General features: G+C 54.6%; 19 protein-coding genes. 12 read left to right on the plus strand and 7 right to left on the minus strand.

Annotation, left to right across the window (positions count from 1 at the left end; genetic code table 11):
- Positions 1–13: 13 nt before the first annotated feature.
- The 8 genes from NQV17_RS03485 (at position 14) to NQV17_RS03520 (ending at position 8,724) form a co-directional block, all read left to right on the plus strand.
- On the plus strand, positions 14–472 hold the full coding sequence (locus NQV17_RS03485; protein WP_257768906.1) for a DUF1795 domain-containing protein: 459 nt from the start codon (positions 14–16) through the stop codon (positions 470–472).
- Positions 469–4,827, plus strand: a complete 4,359-nt coding sequence (locus NQV17_RS03490; RefSeq protein ID WP_257768907.1) for an RHS repeat-associated core domain-containing protein — start codon at positions 469–471, stop codon at positions 4,825–4,827. Before NQV17_RS03485 ends, NQV17_RS03490 begins: the two co-directional genes overlap by 4 nt.
- Positions 4,824–5,201, plus strand: coding sequence for a hypothetical protein (locus NQV17_RS03495; protein ID WP_257768908.1), 378 nt, complete (start codon positions 4,824–4,826; stop codon positions 5,199–5,201). The genes NQV17_RS03490 and NQV17_RS03495 overlap by 4 nt, the downstream gene beginning before the upstream one ends.
- Before the next feature lie 377 nt (positions 5,202–5,578).
- Positions 5,579–6,097, plus strand: coding sequence for a pentapeptide repeat-containing protein (locus NQV17_RS03500; RefSeq protein WP_257768909.1), 519 nt, complete (start codon positions 5,579–5,581; stop codon positions 6,095–6,097).
- Between the two features lie 26 nt (positions 6,098–6,123).
- Entirely contained in the window at positions 6,124–6,612 is a 489-nt protein-coding gene (gene comJ, locus NQV17_RS03505) for a competence protein ComJ (protein ID WP_257768910.1), read from the plus strand.
- Positions 6,613–6,975: 363 nt separating this feature from the next.
- Positions 6,976–7,461, plus strand: coding sequence for a hypothetical protein (locus NQV17_RS03510; protein ID WP_257768911.1), 486 nt, complete (start codon positions 6,976–6,978; stop codon positions 7,459–7,461).
- A 216-nt stretch (positions 7,462–7,677) separates the two neighbouring features.
- Positions 7,678–8,313 (plus strand): hypothetical protein, encoded by a 636-nt coding sequence (locus NQV17_RS03515; protein ID WP_257768912.1) that lies wholly within the window; start codon positions 7,678–7,680, stop codon positions 8,311–8,313.
- Between the two features lie 147 nt (positions 8,314–8,460).
- Positions 8,461–8,724: a hypothetical protein gene (locus NQV17_RS03520; protein ID WP_257768913.1), complete on the plus strand. Its 264-nt coding sequence runs from the start codon at positions 8,461–8,463 to the stop codon at positions 8,722–8,724.
- Between the two features lie 172 nt (positions 8,725–8,896).
- Here the strand turns inward: NQV17_RS03520 and NQV17_RS03525 are convergent, their stop codons facing one another.
- Positions 8,897–9,244, minus strand: coding sequence for a hypothetical protein (locus NQV17_RS03525; protein WP_257768914.1), 348 nt, complete (start codon positions 9,242–9,244; stop codon positions 8,897–8,899).
- On the opposite strand from NQV17_RS03525, the gene NQV17_RS03530 reads away from it, so the two are divergent.
- The gene (locus NQV17_RS03530; protein ID WP_257768916.1) at positions 9,231–9,635 is read left to right on the plus strand and encodes a hypothetical protein; all 405 of its coding nucleotides are present in this window, start codon (positions 9,231–9,233) and stop codon (positions 9,633–9,635) included. The two genes, NQV17_RS03525 and NQV17_RS03530, sit on opposite strands and share 14 nt — an antisense overlap.
- A 189-nt stretch (positions 9,636–9,824) precedes the next feature.
- Here NQV17_RS03530 and NQV17_RS03535 read toward each other — a convergent pair whose 3' ends face one another.
- The gene (locus tag NQV17_RS03535) at positions 9,825–10,799 is read right to left on the minus strand and encodes a helix-turn-helix transcriptional regulator (RefSeq protein WP_257768918.1); all 975 of its coding nucleotides are present in this window, start codon (positions 10,797–10,799) and stop codon (positions 9,825–9,827) included.
- 940 nt (positions 10,800–11,739) lie between these two features.
- On the opposite strand from NQV17_RS03535, the gene NQV17_RS03540 reads away from it, so the two are divergent.
- Together NQV17_RS03540 and NQV17_RS03545 are read left to right on the plus strand one after the other, a co-directional pair.
- Positions 11,740–13,698 carry an NACHT domain-containing NTPase gene (locus NQV17_RS03540; RefSeq protein ID WP_257768920.1) on the plus strand — a complete coding sequence of 653 codons (1,959 nt, stop codon included), beginning with the start codon at positions 11,740–11,742 and terminating at the stop codon, positions 13,696–13,698.
- 391 nt (positions 13,699–14,089) lie between these two features.
- The gene (locus tag NQV17_RS03545; RefSeq protein WP_257768922.1) at positions 14,090–15,007 is read left to right on the plus strand and encodes a hypothetical protein; all 918 of its coding nucleotides are present in this window, start codon (positions 14,090–14,092) and stop codon (positions 15,005–15,007) included.
- Here the strand turns inward: NQV17_RS03545 and NQV17_RS03550 are convergent.
- From NQV17_RS03550 to NQV17_RS03565, 4 genes are all read right to left on the minus strand, one after another.
- On the minus strand, positions 14,912–15,799 hold the full coding sequence (locus NQV17_RS03550; protein WP_257768935.1) for a transposase: 888 nt from the start codon (positions 15,797–15,799) through the stop codon (positions 14,912–14,914). The two genes, NQV17_RS03545 and NQV17_RS03550, sit on opposite strands and share 96 nt — an antisense overlap.
- A gap of 7 nt (positions 15,800–15,806) precedes the next feature.
- A complete protein-coding gene (locus NQV17_RS03555; protein ID WP_257768937.1) occupies positions 15,807–16,337 on the minus strand; it encodes a hypothetical protein in 531 nt (176 codons plus the stop codon).
- A 294-nt stretch (positions 16,338–16,631) separates the two neighbouring features.
- Positions 16,632–17,624 (minus strand): 5'-nucleotidase, encoded by a 993-nt coding sequence (locus NQV17_RS03560; RefSeq protein ID WP_308235159.1) that lies wholly within the window; start codon positions 17,622–17,624, stop codon positions 16,632–16,634.
- Between the two features lie 138 nt (positions 17,625–17,762).
- Positions 17,763–17,996, minus strand: coding sequence for a hypothetical protein (locus NQV17_RS03565; RefSeq protein ID WP_257768939.1), 234 nt, complete (start codon positions 17,994–17,996; stop codon positions 17,763–17,765).
- 771 nt (positions 17,997–18,767) lie between these two features.
- On the opposite strand from NQV17_RS03565, the gene NQV17_RS03570 reads away from it, so the two are divergent.
- On the plus strand, positions 18,768–18,986 hold the full coding sequence (locus tag NQV17_RS03570; protein WP_044846844.1) for a hypothetical protein: 219 nt from the start codon (positions 18,768–18,770) through the stop codon (positions 18,984–18,986).
- 85 nt (positions 18,987–19,071) lie between these two features.
- Here the strand turns inward: NQV17_RS03570 and NQV17_RS03575 are convergent, their stop codons facing one another.
- Complete coding sequence (locus NQV17_RS03575) at positions 19,072–19,716, minus strand: hypothetical protein (RefSeq protein WP_374692671.1); 645 nt, start codon at positions 19,714–19,716, stop codon at positions 19,072–19,074.
- Between the last annotated feature and the right edge of the window lie 361 nt (positions 19,717–20,077).

The following is a 20,077-nucleotide window of genomic DNA, read 5'->3' on the forward strand; positions in this document are numbered from 1 at the left end:
AACAACACCAGCCATGCACTACGCAATCCACGAAGGCACCTTCGAACTGCCGGACGCGGCGCTCGACCGCACCGTCAACATCCTGATGATGAACGTCGGCCCCGGCGGCCTCAACCTCGTGATCGCCCGCGGGCGGTTTCGCGACGGCGAGAATCTCGACGCATTCGTCGCGCGCGAATGGGAAGTGGCGTCGCGCGACGCGCGGATGCTCACCGAGAAGGCGCGCCGGCCGATCGTGGTCGGCCGGCGCGCGGGCATTCAGATCGACTCCACGCACGAACGGGACGGCCGGCTCTGGCATCAGATGCAGACCATGTTCCCGTCGGACGACGCCGGCCGCGTGCTCGTGATGACGCTGACCAGCGCGGCGCCGCTGACCGACGAACAGCAGGCGATCGCCGACCGCATGCTCGCCAGTTTCCAGCCGCGCGCGGCTCGGCCGACTCTGCTCGGGCCGGGTGACGCGTCGTGAGCGCGGAACACTTCGCCGCCGCCCGCTTCGAAGACCCGATCCAGCACACGTCGTTCTGGGGCGAACTTGCCGGCACGGTCGGGTCGGTGATCGGCGGTGCCGTCGTCGGCGCGTTGGTGGCCGAGGCGATGGAGGGGCTGGTGTTCGTCGGCCTCGCCGCGCTCGAAATCGGCACGGCGGGGCTGGCGACGCCGCTCGTGATTGCGATCGGCGTGGGCGTCGCGGTGGGATCCGGCGCGCTGATGGAAGCGAGCGGCATGAACGAAGCCATCGACGACGGCGCGAAGGCGTTGGCCGATTCGATCGCGCCGCCCGAGATCAAGGGCAAGATTGCGAGCGGCTCCGGGAACGTGTACGTCAACGACAAGCCGGCGGCGCGGGCCGCGCAGCCGGGGGACCTCGACACCGTCGCGTGCACGGATCATCCCGGGCCGCAGATGATTGCCGATGGGTCGGGGAGCGTTTATATCAACGACCAGCCGGCGGCGCGCGTCGGCGACAAGACGACTTGCGACGGGACGATCGCCGAAGGCTCCGACAACGTTTTCATCGGCGGCGGCACGCAGCGCGTGCGGGACGTCAAGTCGGCGACGCGGCTCGGCTGGCTCGGCGCGGCGTTGGGGATTGCGCTGGCGGTTTGCGGCCGCGGCAAGATGAGCTGGGGGCAGTTCCTGAAGAGCAAGGTGCCGTGTATCGCGATGAATTTCGCGGCGAGCGCGTTCGGGACGTGGCTCGGCAGCCTGGCGAGACCTTCGGCTGGCCACCCGGTCAACGTCATCACCGGCGGCAAGGTTCTCGACGGCACGGACGACACCGACTTCGCATTGCCCGGGCCGCTGCCGATCGTGTGGCGGCGTTTTTACAGCAGCCATGACGATCGTGCGGACAGCCTGTTCGGCACCGGCTGGAGCGTGCCGATCAGCGTCGAGCTGCGGATTGCGCGCGAGCACGGCGAGGTCACGTCGATCACGTATTGGGATGAGCAGGGGCGCGATATCGAATTTCCGGCCGTGCCGCCCGGTGAGAGTCATTTCAGCGTGCCTGAAGGCATCTATCTGATCTGTACCGCCGGCGGTCACTATGTGGTCGAAACGGTCGACGGTCTGTATCGCGATTTCGGCCGTGCGCGCAGCGATTCGGACAGCGAGACGCTCAAGCTGTGGCGTCTCGAGGATCGCAACGGCAACTGGATCGAGGTGGAGCAGGAAGCGGCCGATGACGTCGTGCGGCCCGGGCTGCTGCGTGATAGCGCCGGTCGTTTGTTGACGCTTGTCTACGATTCGTCGCACCCCCGACGCATCGCCGCGATCGAACTCACGCATGGTGTGGACGGCGAACGTCCCGATACGCTGGTGTGTTACACGTACAACGACGCCGGCGAACTGGTGGCCGTGACCGATCGCAGCGGTCACGTCGGGCGACGGTTCGCGTACGAGCACGGACTGATGGTGCAGCACACGTTGCGCGGCGGCTTGACGTGCTTTTATGCGTGGCAGGGCGTCGGCCGCGACGCGCGTGTCGTGCGCCACTGGACCGACGACGGCGAAGCGTACACGTTCGATGCGGATCTCGTTCAGCGTTCGGTGACGATCACCGATCAGATCGGTCGCGTCACGCAATGGACGTGGAACGAGGATCGGCAACCGACGAGTCATACCGACGCCGAAGGCCATGTGTGGCGGCTCGAGTGGAACGCGATGCGGCAATTGGTCAGTACGACCGATCCGGCCGGAAACACGACGCGCTTCGAATATGACGAGCGCGGGCGGCAGACGCAGCGTATCGATGCGCTCGGGCAGGTCGAGCGGACCGAGTGGAACGGGCACTACGATCTGCCCGTCGCTGAAACCGATCCGGCCAATGCGCGCTGGATCTATCGCTACGACGAGCGCGGCAACCTGACGATGACGCGCGACCCGGCGGGTTTCGCGACCGAGTATTACCGGGACGATCGCGGGCTCGTTCATACGATTCGAGATGCGCGTGGCGGGTACAAGTTCCTCGAATGGAATGGTCGGGCGCAGTTGACGTCGTATACCGATTGCTCCGGCAAGGTCACGCGGTTCGCGTATGACGCACGTGGTGCGCTCGCGCGGGTGACGGATGCGGTCGGGCAGGCCACCGTATATGAAACGGATGCGATGGGGCGCGTTACCGGGATCGGGACAGCCGACGGTGCACATCAGACGTTTCGATACGATGCGGCCGGGCGGCTCGTCGAGGTCATTGATGCGAATCAGCGTAGTACGCGGTATGAACTCGATCCGCGTGGGTTGCTGTTGTCTCGCACGGATGCGGCGGATCGCGTGGTGCGGTTCGGTTACGACGATGCTTTCAGGCTTGCGAGCCTCACCAACGAAAATCGCGAGACATACCGTTTTCAGTATGACCGGCGCGATCTGGTTTCCGCGCAGATCGGGCTCGATGGCCACAAGCGTACCTACGAGTACGACGTGTGCGGGCAGGGCACGATTGTCCGCGATGGACAGATCGAGACGCGATACGAGCGCGACGCGATCGGGCAGCTGACGGCGAAGCAAGCTCCGCACGAGCGTTGTGAATACCTGTATGACAAGGCCGGCCGAATCACATCGGCGGAGTTGTACGCGCTTGCCGCGCGTGGGCCGTCGCTGAAGAACCGGGTCAGCCTGAAATACGACGCGCGCGGTGAGGTCGTCGAGGAGTACACGCCGACTGGCTGGCTCGCACACACCTACGATGAGCTTGGCAATCGCGTCAGCACGACGATTTCCGGCGAGCGCACGATCGATTGGCTGCATTACGGGTCGGGGCATGTGCACCAGATTCGTTTCGATGGCGCTGCAGTGGCGGATATCGAACGGGACGATCTGCATCGCGAGGTGCTTCGGACGCAGGGCAAGCTTACGAGTCACTTCGGGTATGACGCGGTGGGGCGTCGGGCGCGGCACGCTGCGCAGCGAGGTACGGTGGGTGGCGAGTTGCTTGCGAAGCAGTGGCAATACGATGCAGCGGGCGACGTGATTCAGAAGCGCGATCAGCGCTACGGCACCACGAGCTATCGGTATGACCCGACGGGGCGTATCGAGCAGGCCGTGGGGCCGGGATTACCGTCGGAAGTGTTTCGCTGGGACGCGGCGGCCAACCTGGTGTCGAGCGATCACCCGGGCGGCTTTGTCGAGCACAACCGGCTCAAAATGTTCGAGGACAAGCGCTTCGAGTACGACTCGTATGGGCGGCTGGTTCGCAAGCTGAGTGGGCACGGGCCGGCCAAAGAGCTGATTCTTGAATACGACGATTGGAACCAGTTGAAGTCGGTCGTGACGAAGGACCGGCTGGGCATCGCGACGACGCACTTCGAATACGACGCGTTCGGGCGGCGGATACGGAAGCTCAATGGGAGTTACGCGAGTACGGATTTCCTGTGGGATGGCATGCGGTTGGTGCAGGAGACGTATCACGATCGTCGCGGTGAGGAAGCGCTGACGTATTTGTACGAGTCCAATAGTTATGTGCCGTTGGCTCGGATTGATCAAGGCAAGGCGGCGGCTAATGATGCGGATGGACGGGACGCCGTTTACTACTTTCACAACGATGTTTCGGGGCTGCCGGAGGAACTGACTGACGCCGATGGCGAGCTGGTCTGGCAGGCACGCTACAAAGTGTGGGGCAATGCGGTGCAGGAGGAGTGGATTGCGCGGGTGCCGCAGCGGCCCATACCGTCATGGGGCGAGGTACAGGAAGCGACGCCAACGTCTGGCCATATACCAAGACCACAGAACCTGCGTTTCCAAGGGGAGTATCTGGACCGGGAGACAGGACTGCACTACAACCTGTTTCGGTACTACGATCCCGATATCGGGAGGTTCATTGCCCAGGATCCCATCGGACTAGCCGGTGGGATGAACCTGTATCAGTACGCGCCGAATCCGATAAGTTGGATTGATCCGCTGGGGTTAAGCCCACTGGATGCAATTCAGCAAAAAATAAATTCAATCCTTGAAAATCATTTGCCTGCAATACAGGCCATTGATCCGAATGCGACAGTTGGCTATAGAGGGAGTGCTGCAAGTGGGATTAGTAAGGCTCACGATCCCTCTATTTCTAGGCCAATAAATATAAATGATTTCGATGTTGATGGATTTATTCAATCTGATTACTTGGCAAATAATTCTGTCTTCACGAATAGACGTCGAGATGCTTCGAGGATACCTGGATTTTCTGAGATAGAAAAATCCATTGATAGCGATTTGAGGAAGGAATTTCCTGGGTTGAGGGAGGATCCTTTTGGATTTAGAATTTTCAAGACCCATGAATTGGATGCTCTCGCAAGGCAAGGGGATAGGCAGGTGAAAATTGGAGGGTGTTTTAAATGATTTCTAAGCGCGGTCGTTGCTTGAGCGTAGTTCTTCTAGAAGATGTTGATTTTCTTGATTTGGTTAGAAAAATCCAAAATGCATTTGGTGTGCGCCTTTCGGTGAAGGATAAAAAGGGACGTTATATCGCAGATTGGGGTGGAAATGATTTTTCCATCGAGGTCGTTGATAGAGTCGATCGCCTTGGTGATTTTTTGTCTGATGAAAATCATGTTGTGGATGTTTTTATCGAGTCGGATGAGAATTTCAATGAAGAATTTGAGGGTAAAATAAAATCCATCTTTAGAAATGGTGGGGTTGCGTGGAGTCGTGCGGTTTGGTCGCAAGTTAGTCGAGAGGAAAGTTTGCGAGAGATATATCCTGATTCGGATTGATTTTCAACGGTGAGTTTTGACGGGGTTTGGTATTGGTTACTCGGAATTTGAGTATAGAGACGTTATTTGTTGATGCAGAGACTGCTTTTAGTGCGACAGTTGTGACCTGATTTCCGTGCAGATCGTGTCGAAGGACCGATTTGATGGGGCTGAGGAACTCTGCTGGCAATCTGCTCAGGCCCGACTACCAGATTTACTTGCCGGGGGGAAGCTTGGTGCGTTCGATATAACAACTCCCGGGCAAGGACGAAGATCGATAAGTACGCTGCCGATGTCTGTCCGGGCTAATATATTTTACTGATATGAGTGACGCAAAAACAAATCAACTGCGGTGGGATGAGAGTCTATCCAAATCGACAAACCAAGAGATAAGCCTCATGGTGAAACGGATGGGCGCTCTTCCAGCGTCACCTTTCCATAAGACGGAAGATGGGCTTGCGGACTTTCGTGGTTTCCCCCTAAAGGTTCAGCTTTCCAGGGTGGCGATAAATGACGTTGATTTTTCTTATTCTATATGTCTCCTGGCGGGATCATTGAATAATTGCAATGTCAGGCGGAGTAAATTTTTCGGCGCCAATTTCGATGGAAGATTTTTTGGGGCTTTGTTTGAGAACTGTGATTTTGAAAAGTCATCACTGAAAAGCACTGCGCTTGGAGCGGCGTCTTTTTTAAATTGCAGTTTTTTTGGCGCGAAATTGATTGATGCGATGGCTCGGGGGGCTACCTTCGAAAAGTGTTCGTTTGACCGGGCAAATATGAAAAAGGCTGTCCTCATTGGCTGTACGTTCAATGAGTGTACGTTCGAGGGTGCAGAGTTTCGCAACGGGTCTTTGGTGGGTTGCAAATTTATAGGGAATCGCCCGAGTGATACTCAATTGGGTATCACAATGATTTAGCATGGTAATCGTCGGCTTTGAATTAAATGAGTGACAATCTCGGCCAAACAGTCGATCTATTGATTTCCCATAGCCAGATTCTAGTTAGGTCTAGACCGTATGACGAAGGTTTGAGCCAATGGGGAACGGGCAACCTTGATCAAGGTGCGGTACTTCACGACGACTACGTCATTTTTGATCCACTTCCGGACGACGCCTTTGGCGCAAAGGTGTATTTGCGAGTAGCGAATAAATTTGAGATGGACGAGCAGGCGGCGCGATGCATTGTTGCTCCGTTTAGTATCACTGATCCCGGCGCGTTGGAAGTTGCCTCGGCAACTGAAAAATTCAAGATTGCGCTGCCGTTACCGCTTGCTTCTTACGATGTGTATTACGAGGTCTGTGAGGGAGAGGAAGTATTCTATAAGTTTACATTTACCTCGGATGCCATGCATCGACAAGCAATGTATTTGCGCGATGACCCATGGGGTGGAAAGAAAGGAAAGCTGCTGTTGAGTGGAAGATTTGATAGGTAAAATATTTGCCTCTCTAATAATCGGAAGGGCTGGGCTTGAATCGTCGCTAACGAGGGCGGTGGGCTGATTTCTCCAGTTCTCCCCTATCCGAAGTGTTTATTGGACGAACCCATCCTCCGACAAGACCATCTCACTCACAAATGCGGGGGGCGTGCGGAGGAGATGGCTACGTTGGGCGGCAATAAAAAAATAGAATTATCTGCGTGTGAAGTTCTTTCGATTTTTTTTGAGGTGCGAAACGGATGCAATGGGGCGCGTTACCGGGTAGTAATGCGCTTCATCCATGTTTTCCGAATGCGTACCCCGTAAATTCCGTCGATAGGAACGAATTTAATGCGGATCGCGAGGCATATTCGAAACAACGTGCTGCTACGGAAGTTGAGCGAAGGAAAACTGTTGGGCGCTGTGGAGGTTGATATGCTGTCGAGTAAAATTATTTCGTTTTGTCGGAGTAAAAACTGGTGGTTTGATGATGTTGAGCCGACGTATAGTGCCGCCCTTTTGAAGATGTGGGGCGATATATCATCAGATTTTGCGCAATTTTATTTGCATGTCGAAGATGGTCCGACGTTCACGTCGAAGAATGGTGAGATATATCAAATTTGCTGGTTTTTGAATAATTCTGATTATATTGGTAGATTGAAGGTGGCTCGTGAGGTTCTCAAGATACCGGAGCCATATATTCCGTTGGATTCATTTTCGGGAGAGCGGGGGTATTTCTATAACATGGAGACTGGCGAGGTGTTTGATATTGGGCTGGGAGATGATCTTGAACGATTGACGAAGGGCGATCTCAAGGCTCGGTGGGCTGATTTCAACGAGTTCATTGAGTGGTTTTTTGGCATTTGAAAATGGTGCTTGTTTTCCTAAGGACACTGGTTCGCGCCTAGCCGGCGATCTGTCGATCGCCCATGGTGAGGAAGGCGCTCATAGTAACTCTTACAAACAATGCGTTTTCGATAATAACGTAAATGCGGCTCCTCGATTTTGGCGCCGGGTTGGATAAAATCAGAACCGATCTTGAGGATGGGGAGGCATTCCCAAAGAGGAAAAGATGGGTGAGAAATGAAGAAGGACGATCTTGTTGAGTTGCTGCATGAAAGCGATGGAGCTTATTCGAAGTTTTTGAGGTTAGCGAAAGAGGGCGCTAAATCAGAAGGGTGGGGAGCTGGTGCCGGTTCCCCATTTTCTCTCGAACCCTATCGCATTGAGATGCTTGGAGTGAAGCCCGGGCGTATGTTGAAAGGCAAATCGGAGCCGGGACCCCGACGGTATTGTTATTCGTACGATGATCAAGGGCGAGTAATACATATGGTTGCGTATGGCAAATTGGGCGGTCCACCCGGAAGCCAGGATTGGATGCGTTCCGATGATTTTTTTCAATACTCAGAAAGTGCTGCAACTCGGTACGTATATGGAAATACATTTAAAGAGAATCCTGATTCTCAGGTGACTCGAGTGGTGCGATTGAACTATGTAAATGGGAATGTCTCCAGTGTATTCCAGCTTGAAAAGCGAAATCTTGAGTATACAGAGACGAATTATTCGTATGATGCTGACGGGAGTATTGTTGGGATAGTGGTTAAATGGCCGGAGGGGCGTTTTCCTGATCGAGTGTTATCGGTGGAGGGCAGCGGGGGTGATGTGAGGATTTTTGAAATTCGTGGCGAAAAAAAGATTCCCGTTTATCCGGAGCCTTAACGCGATAGGTATTGGTGGTAACTTAAGTAGAAAAAGCAGCGGTTCTCGTGCGGCAATTTGTCCTCGCTCCCCCTGACGGGAAATTTCGAGAAGAGGGTGCTGGAGATATGCAATGAAAGTGAAACGGGGGCGGTAGTCGAAATCCATATGGATTACGATGGCCGTGCTGGATCCTGCATGCCACTTGTGAGAGGTCGGACGATGAATAGGGATGAATTGATCGTACTGGTCGGAAGAATGAGAGAGTCAAATTATGCCTCCGATGAGGAGGCTGAAAATGACATTGAAACTTTGAATAAGAATGTGATTGATCCGAGTGCAATGGATTATATATTTCAGAAAAAGTACGAGGATATGTCGCTGGGGGAAATTGTGGAGAAAATGCTTTCGTATAAACCGATGCAATTGTGATTTGTGTTAAGAAGGTGGGGATGGAAATGGCAGAGCCAGAGTCTTTCGCTATCGCGACAGATATATTCGTCGATTTGTGTATTTCGTTGGCTGACCCGAGCGTCACGGCGTCCAGAACGAAGGCGTTATTGGTTTTTCAAACTCCATATTGAGTGTGGGTAAGGGCATCGGCTTATACAGAAGTGTCAGGATCACCGCGGCCACGTAATGCTCGTAGTGGCCTTCGCGCCGGGTTCGCCGAACTTACGGTCCAAACATCAGCCGCTTCATCAATCCCGATCCCGCCAAGTCGCGTCTGCATGACCAATGACGTCAACTGCGCCGCCCGCGTCACTTCCGTCTTCGCATAGATCGACTTGATCTGCGAGCGGATCGTGCCGATCGACACGCCGCGCAGCTCGGCGCATTCCTGCGGCGAGCGTCCGTCGCAGCACAGCAGCACCGCAAGCCTGCCATCGGTAAGATATATGGCGAAGCGCGAGTTGTTAGAAATAGGAGAAATAAAATTGGATGCTGACATACTTCGTGACATGTTGCTCGGAGAGCGATTCCTTTATGCCGACTGTGTCGTCAATGGAAAATATGATGTGGTTGGTTATAGAATAAGAGATGGGCAGCCGGAAATGGATCGATCTATTCGTGTCGCAGAATATGATTTAACTGACGTGTTTAAGAATTTCACTGCGGATGTCGCGGGATCACTCTACGTTGGTGGTGAAGCGTCTGCTCACGGATCATGTGGCTTCTTTTATAAAATAACTAATGATGTTCTCGACTGGGCATTGATGTCTCTGGATTCTGAATCTTTTGTGTCTGTGGAGAAAATTCACGGGGGAGTCGCGTTTGTGTCAAGCGCGGGCCGTAAGTGGGTGGTGTGCGGAGATAATATAGAGAATGTGAAAATCGCATAATTTGTGCGTGGAGATGGGGCGTGATGGAAGCAGCCGTCTTGGCGTCAGGGTGGTCTCTGAACGTGGCGAATTTGGCTAGAGAGCTAGTCGTATCCCGGGCTCAATTTGTATCTATCCGGAAGTCGCGGATCCCAGAACTGGACGCAGTATTTCTTTTCCGAGCGGCATATCAATCCCGATCCCGCCAAGTCACGTCTGCATGACCAGCGACGTCAACTGCGCCGCCCGCGTTACTTCCGTCTTCGCATAGATCGACTTGATCTGCGAGCGGATCGTGCCGATCGACACGCCGCGCAGCTCGGCGCATTCCTGCGGCGAGCGTCCGTCGCAGCACAGCAGCACCGCGAGATCGGCTTCGGCCGACGACAGTCCGTAGAACACGCGCAGCCGCTGCGCGCGTGCCGCCGGCGAACGCAGGTCGGCTGCCGTCATCAATGCCGCGACACCGGGCCGCTCGCGCAAAAGGCGTGACTGTTCGGGCACCGGTATCAGCGCAAGCGGTAGCGGTTCACCCGTCGCACGGCGCAGCAATAGCCCACCGCGCGCGAACGCGTGCCGCCATTGCGCATCGTCGACGCAGCCTTCCGGCGCGAAGCGCCCGTTCACGATTCGCAGCGCAGGTTCCGCCGCGATCAGTTGATCGGCTGCGCGATTCGTATAGCGGAGTTCGCGTTGCGCGCCGAGCAAGAACACCGGCACCGGAAGCGCATCGAGCGCCGATTCCGCGGCGGCCAAGCGTGCTTCGAGTTCGCCGATGCGTGCCTCGATCCGCAATGCGCGGCTGATGTGTGCGCCCATGCTTTCGATCGCGACACGCTGTGCGTCCAACAGGCCCTGCGATTCGGGGCCGCTCTGTACGCTGAGGAATGCGCCGGTGTGCTCGCCGCGATGGATATACAGGCCGGCGATGCTGCCAATCCCGTATGGCCTCAGGAATTCCTGGTAGAACACGCAGTGTTCGCGCTGTGGGCGGGACAGTTGCTTGACGTCCTCGAACCAGCGACCAGTCGGCCAGTTGCCGGCGATCGGTACGACCGGGTCATACAGATAGAACTCGGTGTTGTATGCGCGGCGGCAATCGGCAACCCACGGCTCGTCGTCGCCCGCGGCCCGGTCGATGACCGGCACTCCCGCCGCATCGTCGAACGACAGCAGCGTGGCCATGCGTACGCCTACCGACGATCGCAAGCCGTCGAGCGCGACTTCCCATCTCTGATCGCCCAGTGCTGCAGCGTAGATGTCATCGAGCAATGCCGATGAAATCAACTCGTTCCGTTGCATTTGGCTACCCCGCGCGATGCGTTCTTGTCGACGGCCTTTCGGGCATATTACTCATTCTTGTGCTGGGCTCAATATGTGTGGGCGCTTTTTGCTAGGAACATATTGCTTCAGGTACGTTTCTCGTCAGACGTAATGGCAGCTTTAAATATTCTTGTGCGAATTTTCTGTATACAAGCCAAGGGTTGCGGTCGCCAGACGATCCTGACAATGGTCTTTCATTTCCTAGATATCGTCGCGCAAACGCATGTCGGGAAGGTTTTGGTGATCGTCCGCTATCCGTACGCGTTCCGCGTCGTTCAGTAAGCGCGCCAGTTTGCGCATGCAGATACGGATACTGGAATGTCTCAGTACAGCCAGGAAGAGACGTTCGACCATTCCGCCACCTAGTCGTTCGGACGGCGGCAGCACCCCGAGAACGGCCTTTCAGTAGCGATTCTTGACGACGGGTCTCACACCGGGCTACCGTCTGTACGTGCGGTTCGCACTAGCCGTATTTCTCACTTGGGATCTAGCGAGCCCCCTTTTCGTGTAGACGCCTTCATCCGCCCATTGGCGTACCGCATGTGAATGATTTTCTACATCTAGTAGATCGTGATTCCGGCCGTTCGCCAGTGCAGGATCCAGGCGATGCCAGACGGTCAGGTTTCAGCAGGCCCGAATCCCATGCGAGAATTCGACGACGCTCGCTCCGAGCCACAACCGTTTTCACGGGCCCTTCACCGTGGACCCGTGACGAAGATGATCGGCGGATAATATCCCAAACACAAGAGTAAAACTAATAATGAATCAGTGTCTGAATGGGGTGGCCAATTGCCTCGAGTGGATGACTAGGGCCTATGACTCACTGAAGATCGGCCCTTGGGGCAGGGCAACAGCTATAGCGCTGAGTGTGATTGTCGGGCTTGCCGGCGTACTCAAGTTCATCAACGAATTCAACCGGTGGCGCGCAACCCGTGGTGAGCGCCGCCGATCTTTGAGGACGCGGCTGTCTGAAAACATGGCGGCATTCGGAGATGAGGAAATCAGAAGAGCAGAACGACTCTACGTTGAACCGGATTGCGCCCAGACCGACCCAGCCAATGAATCCGATCTGTTACATGTTGCTGCGGTGCGCCAGTCCATTTTCAGTGCAGTAGACAATTTTTTCGGCGAACTTGAGAGTCATCGGTACCTTTTCGTCCTTGCAGACTCCGGGATGGGAAAAACGACTTTCTGTCTGAATTATTTTGTTCGGAAGCAGAGGTCGAAGAGAACTAAGGACCGGAAAGTTGCAGTTGTTCCGCTCGGTAGAAGCGACGCGTTGACACTGGTCGCAAAAATTTCTGAGCCTCGCGACACAGTGCTGTTGCTTGATGCTCTTGACGAAGATACTGAGGCAGTTCGTTCATTCAATGACCGGCTCACTGTGATCATGACAGCAGCGAGAGACTTCCGGCGAGTCATCATCACATGTCGGTCTCAGTTTTTCGCTGATGAAATGTCGATTCCGACGGAAACCGGGATTGCGCGCTTCGGAGCTCGTCCGGGCGGCGAACGTGGGGAGTACCAGTTCTACAAGCTGTATCTTCTGCCGTTTTCGGTGGCGCAGGTCAATCAGTATGTCGCATTGCACTTCCCCTTCTTCTTCATCCTCAAAAAGCGTCGCGCCCTTTCGCTTATCAAGTCGATTGGTGATCTTGGCGCGCGACCCATGCTGATCGAGCAGATACCAGATCTGGTACGACAGAAGAAATCGTATTCCGAGATATTCGATCTCTACGCATTTATGGTGGACCGCTGGCTTCAGCGAGAAAGTCGGTGGATCACTCCGGACAAGCTGTTGGCAGTGTCGAAAGTGATTGCGGTCGACATCTATCTAGGACGTACCCATCGACGGACAGAGAAGCTCACCAGCGTCGAACTGGCCGATCTTGGAAGCCGACATGGGACAAACATCGATCAATGGCATCTTACGTCGCGCTCGCTTCTGAACAGGGATAGTGCAGGAAACTACAAGTTTGCTCACCGCTCGATCATGGAATTTCTTTTCGTGCTCGCATTCATAACTGGCGACGGCTTGTGTGTGGAAGCTGCATGGACTGATCATATGCGCGAGCTGTTCTATAGTTGGGGCCGATCGGTTCATCCAACCAATAATCCCGAGACCATCTCAAAGGTCCTGACGTCTGATTTGAACAAGACAAACCTGCTGCCGTTTGCACACCCAATGAGGGTACCTGAGATATTAACAAAGAACCGGATATCAAGGATCGGGACGGAACGTCTTCCGCCTGCACACACATTACCGCCGCGGTGGCATGCGATGCTGATTCACGTGTCGATGCGGGGTGCAGAAATGTTGGTCGAAGATGCAGCCTATCAAGTGACGTATTCACTTCCCGCTACTGCTAAACTGGAAGTTAGTGATCGGATGATATACAGACATAGCACTCGTGAGCTGGGTGATCTCGTATTCAGTCACGAACAGTTGGATCTTCAGCCGCGGCTCCCTTCCGCAGATGAAATCCTGGCGTTATGGGAAGCGGAGAAAGATTTGCCGCACCCCATTTTTGATCGTGGAGAATACTACTGGATTGGCGATATTTTGGACAGCAGTCGGAGACTCGTTTTTAACCTTAATAAGGTTGTTACCGGAGATGATCGAGTAGTACTCGTCAGCCAGTTGAAGCGACGGATCGCTGGGAGCGAATCGATGAACATCTACGAAGTACGCAAACCACCGCGAATCTTACCGTTGGACCGGGGCTTCGGCGCCTTGGTGATTCGCCGGACAGCCAGATAATTCCGAGTCCGTGCTACGTCAGGAATCGGTCATTGAAATCGGCTCGTGCCGAACGGCCGGTTCCGGTCGACTACGGCCAGCCACGTCGGGCGGCCTCCGGCCAGGAAGAGCCGTCCGTCCGATTTGCTACCCCCGACATTCAGGCGGCAGTTCCGCTCAGCTAGCGGTCATTCGACCTCTGAAGCAGATGGAACGTCATGGTCGTTGTGATCATTCGTTTGCTTGTACAGGCTTGATTGCTATCAAGTGTAGATCTGCCGCTTCTTGACGATATCCAGGCGACTGTCGCTATCTGGCATTATCGAAGCTGTTGCCTATCAATCGATCTGCGATGACTAGAAACACAATCCACCCGCTACAACTTCCTGAGGCTTACCCTACCGATGCTGCAATGAATTCCTGGAAGCAGTCGAAGCTCCACTATGAGCCGGAATTCTGGGAGTTCGAGTACCGAACACATCGGTATCTAAGCAACCTGCCCCTCCCGGATTTGTGCCGGCGATACATCGGCATTGCCAAAAACCTTGTGCATCTCGTGTCGTCAGAACGCCATGTCATTCCTTCAAACACCTTTCTGAGTTCCTGGTATTGGTATCGGAAGGAGTACCAAACACGGCTGGAACTGCATCTCAGAGGTCAGGGAATTCCCATCGGTCTTCCCGTGCCGACGACGCTTGAACGATGCGACGACCCTCCACGTCCACGTTATCCGAATGCCGGCGACATTCTTTACCGCTTTGCAAGTGAGAAACGCATCACAGAACTTGCCCAACATGGAGCACTCAGAATGTGGCGCGCCGACTTCTACGCGACGCTGGAAAAGGATATTGCGCGCCAAGATGAAGAGATGACGAAGGTCAGTTTCCTCAACGGAAATCATGCGACGGTCACCACTCTAGACGGAAAACCTATCTCTATCGTTGGCGACATTAAGTCCAGTCATAGCGGACCTCCGTACTATTTGCTTTGCATGTCCTGCGACTGGGACCGGCGGCTCCTTACCGAATTCAACGTAGACCGATGCGCTGTTATCTCTGACGTTGACGAGTTCGCCCGTAGACTGGAAAGAGCCGCGTCAGAGCTTATGCCTGGTTGCATGTTTCATCACAACCCTGTTGAGTACTTTGATCCATATGAACTTCCTCCGCGTTCATTTGTAAGGCACTACAACTCTAAAGATTTCAGGTTCGCATACCAGCGCGAGTACAGATTCCTACTCGTGCATGCCGAGGCCGGACCTGGGGTGCAAGAATTTCTGGATGTCAAAATGGGACAGATGACAGATTGTCTCAATGTATGGCCGGATTAGGACGCACTGAGTTCGCCACACCAATCCATCCAACTTAAGCGAGCGTGACGTCAACATGTTTTCATCGCCATGAATTTGTGCGGCTTGCGTCGCGTTGGTCGAGGCAGCGTTCTGGCTGTGCGATGCACGATAGGTACGCCGCGCCAGCAGGCCAAGGGCGTCGGCGAGTTCTCGCGCGGTGGCTCGGCCAAGCAGCCGAGGAAGCAAGGGCCGCATGGCCGTGACGGCGAAGGTGCGATTGATATGGCTTTCGCTGGGCAGTTGCGCAGCGTCGTGGGCGGCCTGACTGAGCAACGAATGGATGTTGTCGCACAGAATCTTGACTGCGAGATGCCGCGCGACAGCGAGTTGTGACAGCCCGGTAACATGCTCGAGGGCGAATCGGTGCTTGAGGCGTTTGACGGTCTCCTCAATGCGCCAGCGCTGGTGGTACAGATCACCGATGATGGCGGCAGGGAAACACACGGCGTCGAACCGGTTGGTCATCAGGACACGGATCTTGCCGGTGGAGGCGACGTGGCGTACCGGCCGAACCGTGGTTGGCTGGCTATCGCATTCGTAATCGACAGCGTCGAGATAATCGGGGACACGCAGATGGACCACCTGTTCGGTCGGGCCGGAACGCAGGAAGTCGCGCACGCAGGCGAAACCGCCGTTGCCGGCCTTCTCGACGCGGACGCAGAACGAAATACCGCGTTTGTTCAGGAGTGCGGGCAAGCAGCGACAAGGATAGCTGCGATCGAGCAACAGCAGATCTTGCGTGCTGAGCCGATCGAGATGTTCGAACAGCATCTGGCGTTCACTCTCGGCTGTGCAGGGAAGCGGCCTGCATCATTTCGGCGCCCGGCAGATAGAGGCCGATTGCAATTGGATCGGCTGCAGTGGCCCGCGGGACATGACTGGCGCGCAGCCCAAGGCGCACGGCGGTGGCGTCGGCCGCAACCAAGCGCAGGCCATGCCAGCGCGCCACCCGAGCGTCGCGCTCGGCACGTGCAAGCAACCAGTCGCTAAGGTAAGGCACCACGGTGTTGGCCCGCTTGGCACGGGCGCGGGCGAAAGCTTGCTCGGAAACCTCATGCGCGAGACTGGCCTGCTGCCGAAGATAGCCGAAGAACTTATTGAGTTCGGCGCGGACGCTTTTACGCATCCCGCCCAGCATGACGGCCACCAGCGTCGGCAATGGCAGTTTGGGACGACGGTAAAGCTCGGTGACATGGTCGCTGTTACTTGCGCGTTCACGAAATTGCGGGGAATGCAGCAGTGCGGAGAAATCAGCAAACAACGAGGACAGCGGCATGGACGGCCAACGAAGCTCAAGAATGATCTCCATTGGCCGCTGCCCTGCCCGCGAAACAAATCTTCGCGGGCAGGGCGGCGACCGCGCGAACCGCATCAACTATCAAGCGTTTTTACGCTAATCAGGCGTCGTCCTGATAAGGCTACTCGTTAAGTTGGGTGGATCAGTTCGCTTGTAGTTGCTTTGCCGCAAGCGAACGGTTTATATCGGTGTTGCGATCTTGTTGGGTGCGTTTATTCGACCGACGCTTTTCGAAGCGTGGGCTTTCGTTTTATCGATATCGATCTGCGGCGACAGCGAACGCGCGAGGTCGAGCGAGAATTGCTCTCATCGGTTCCGTACTCCGAACGGTATATGAACGCAAGGGAGCGTTCCTGCTGCGGCATCTAGATGTAATCGCTGATCGTCGAAAAAAATATGCGGTTGCAAGACTTCAAGGACGAGTTTCTTTTCGATGCCACCCAAAAAGAATGCTTCGTTGATCGATATGCCCCACGTTCGCATGGTGTTGACTACTCTTTCGTGCGACGGTGCATTTCGTGCTGTAACAATTGAGATCCTTAGTTTTTGCTTGTACTGAGGGTCGCTTGATAATCTTTTTTGCTCAATTTCCTGAATGGTGGAAAGTTTTTTTAAAAACTCGGCCAACGGTCCAGGGTTGTGTGGAACATCGATTAAATCTTGTTCGTGTTGATGAAAATCGTCAAGCTGGTTGTGGGCTTGATAAACCGCTTCGGCAGCATCGTCGGCAATAACACCATCAAAGTCAAATGCGATTCGAAGTTCGCCAGAATCATTGTCGCCAGGAGTTACGCCAGATAATACTTGGCCTGCCGGGTGCCCGGCGAGTATTGCTTGTTGTACATCGACTTGATTCGCCGATAAAAATAAAGCTATATTGAGTGGGGCAATATACCGTTGCGGTGCTCCACCTTGCAGAAAAAGTGCTCGACTAATATTAAGTTGGTATTTTTTTATCGAATCCATAACCCTCATTCCGGTATCTGGATCATTTCTTGACAGTAAAATAACTTCAACCAATGGATCGTCTTTGTTTAGTTCATTCAAGGAGAGAAGGCGGCGAATGAATGCGAAGGCAACGCCTGGTTCGAGGGGGATGTGCTGCTTTTTTCTCTGGTATGCTCTATATGCATCTTCGCCTTCATTGCGAAATACCTCATCTGATTCGGTTAAGTCGAAGAGTGCGCTGGACACAAGTCCGATTACAAGGCGGCTAGTTAAATCGTAAGGCATTGAGATGGTGTGATGGCGATTGGTAATTGGCGGTTGGTGGTCGATTTCAAAAATCGCTGCGATCAAGTTTGTGTTGAAGTCGCTCGCGGGATTTCTGTTTCCGGTGTCTCCAAATAAAAAGAGCGATCCATCGTGGCTCGCCCTTTAGTTAAGATTTTGAAGGATTTAATTGAATCGGTGTGAATGTGTGTTGTTATAATGTTTTTACTGTTGAACTGGGTAAACTAAAAGCTGCCAGGAGATTTTTCCGTTATTGGGGTTGTGTTGCTTGTGGTTTTGAGGCGGCAGTACGTGACCGCCAGCAATGGCTATTTCATCTCCGCAGTTCGTGCATCTATAAATTCCGGGATGCGGTGCCGCCGAACCTGGCGCATGCGTGGCGTCGAATGCTGCATCGCTTGATTTAGTAAGGCGATTTTCATTCTTATATAAAGCCATTCTATGGTCCTCGCTTTGGTTGAACAGCTGTCAGATCAATGCTGGCGACTTGTAACGTTTTGTTACGTTCTCATGGTACCTTGAAATGCAAAGGGCGTAGGTATTAGGGATAACCCGCTCATTCATGATGCGGAGATTCGAGTGTGCCATCTCGATGAAATGGGGTACGATGCTATTGTCCAAGTTTGATCGAATGGTACGGAGAGGGTGATGGGGATCGAGGTGCAGATTCCTGATAATTTGCAGTCCAATAATAAAATAAGCATTATCGGTTTGTATTTATGTGTATGAACCGAGTTTCATCGATTTGTTGTGAATTGTTACGTGACCGATCAGTCGAGTCATGATGTGGATCGATAGTTATGCTAACTTGACAATCGCACTCAAGCATTGCAGCTAGAAGCATCCCCATAGCGCGCTGAAATACCTCTTACCTCCCGATTTTTATCGCTCGATGAGCTCGGCAACCTAGTGTGAGGCTGTGCGCGGAATTACAAGATCCCCTCCACTAGATATGGTGTTATACCATGTGGCTAACGTTCATCCCGGCCGTAAACAACGGGCGTATACGATGGTCTAATAGAGAGTGTCTAGCGGATGGTAACTGAGTGTGCGTCGTGCGCGAATGTAAACGCCGCATGCTGTTGATTCATCAATTGTCAACAAAGGAGGAATCGAAATCATCAACATGCCGCAGTAAACGAGCGCGGGCCGCAAGTGCTACCAACACTCGCGACCCGCTAACCAAAGCCAACTACCAAGGAGTTGCCCATGGCTAAGCCGAATCATAAAGCACGACCACCGAAGACGGAACGTTTCGTCACGATCCAGGAAATGTGGGGTACACCGAAAACGGATATCAAGCCGGAGAAGTTCTACCCGTACATGAAGATTGGTGGAATGTGGCTGATTGAAGATGCGTGTTTTGTACCCGGCCAGAAGGCGCGGATCGATATTGAGCCTGGCAGGCTGATCATCACGAAACTGTAAAAGGCAACGCCGCGAGATGCGGCCGCGCTGCGCGACGTCGCGCAGCGCGCCGGGCAGGGTAGCCGCTATCGGCCGCCCCAATGTATCACCAGGCGATATTGCACGATGACCGCGAAGTTCCCGCGCCACCAGTAGCCGTGCAATGGGTACCGGCGCCGTTGTCGTAGAACGTCCGGGTCTCCGGTTGCGGCACTGACGGATCAAACGGATTCGGCGTACCGTGCGGCCCGCGCGCGGCATCGTAAGTCCGCGTTGGTGCATACGAGCCGCCGCTGCCGACAGGTCGCGAACCATTCGCCCGCAGGTATTCGTCCCAGTTCTGCGCGCGCTGTTCATATCCGGGCAAAGCGCGCCCAAGGCTGTCGCTCCCACCCGCGCCGAGCGCAACGCGATTCGCGGGCAATACGAAATCGGATTCGTGTTCGGACGGAGTGTGCGATTCGAGCGTATCGCCTGACACACGCACCGGCCGCGCATCAGGCGTATCGAACGGGCTGCGTTCAGCCGGCGCAGCGTACTTTACGCGTCGGGTTGCGCGTGCCGAGCGCCCATCATCGCGAGCCACGGCCTGACGTTCCGAACGAAACACGTTGGCACCGCCCGAGCGATCGACCAGCGAATCGCGGCCCGAGGCGTCGACGGTAGAAACAGAAAGCGCACAAGCAAGCGCGGCGGCGGAAGAAAGACGGAAGGGATGATTCATATGCGATCCGAAGCAGGTGATGTGCATTGAAAAAACGGCAGATCACTGGCTGGCGAGACTGAACGGCGGACGGGCGTTGAAGCGGCCCTGAAGCGACGGCGAAGCGCGGCGGGCGCGGTTCGCGGGGAGGCTGGCTGGATTGCAGAGGCGAGTTCGCATTATTTCATAAAAATAACAACGAGCTTTCGCATGTGTCGTAAACGTCAGCATATGGAAGGATTAACCGATCCAACCCGCCGCCCCGCGTTGGTGCGCGCCCACGCAATCCTCAGTCGATTGATTTAAAAAGCACCGACCCCTAAAAAACGAAAAATCGCACGATCCACAACCACAAATCGCCGCAAAGCCCCACCCATCAAGCCACAACCCCAAAACCAGACCCAAAATC

The sequence above is a fragment of the Burkholderia sp. SCN-KJ genome (genome assembly GCF_024656005.1).
Classification (GTDB): domain Bacteria; phylum Pseudomonadota; class Gammaproteobacteria; order Burkholderiales; family Burkholderiaceae; genus Burkholderia.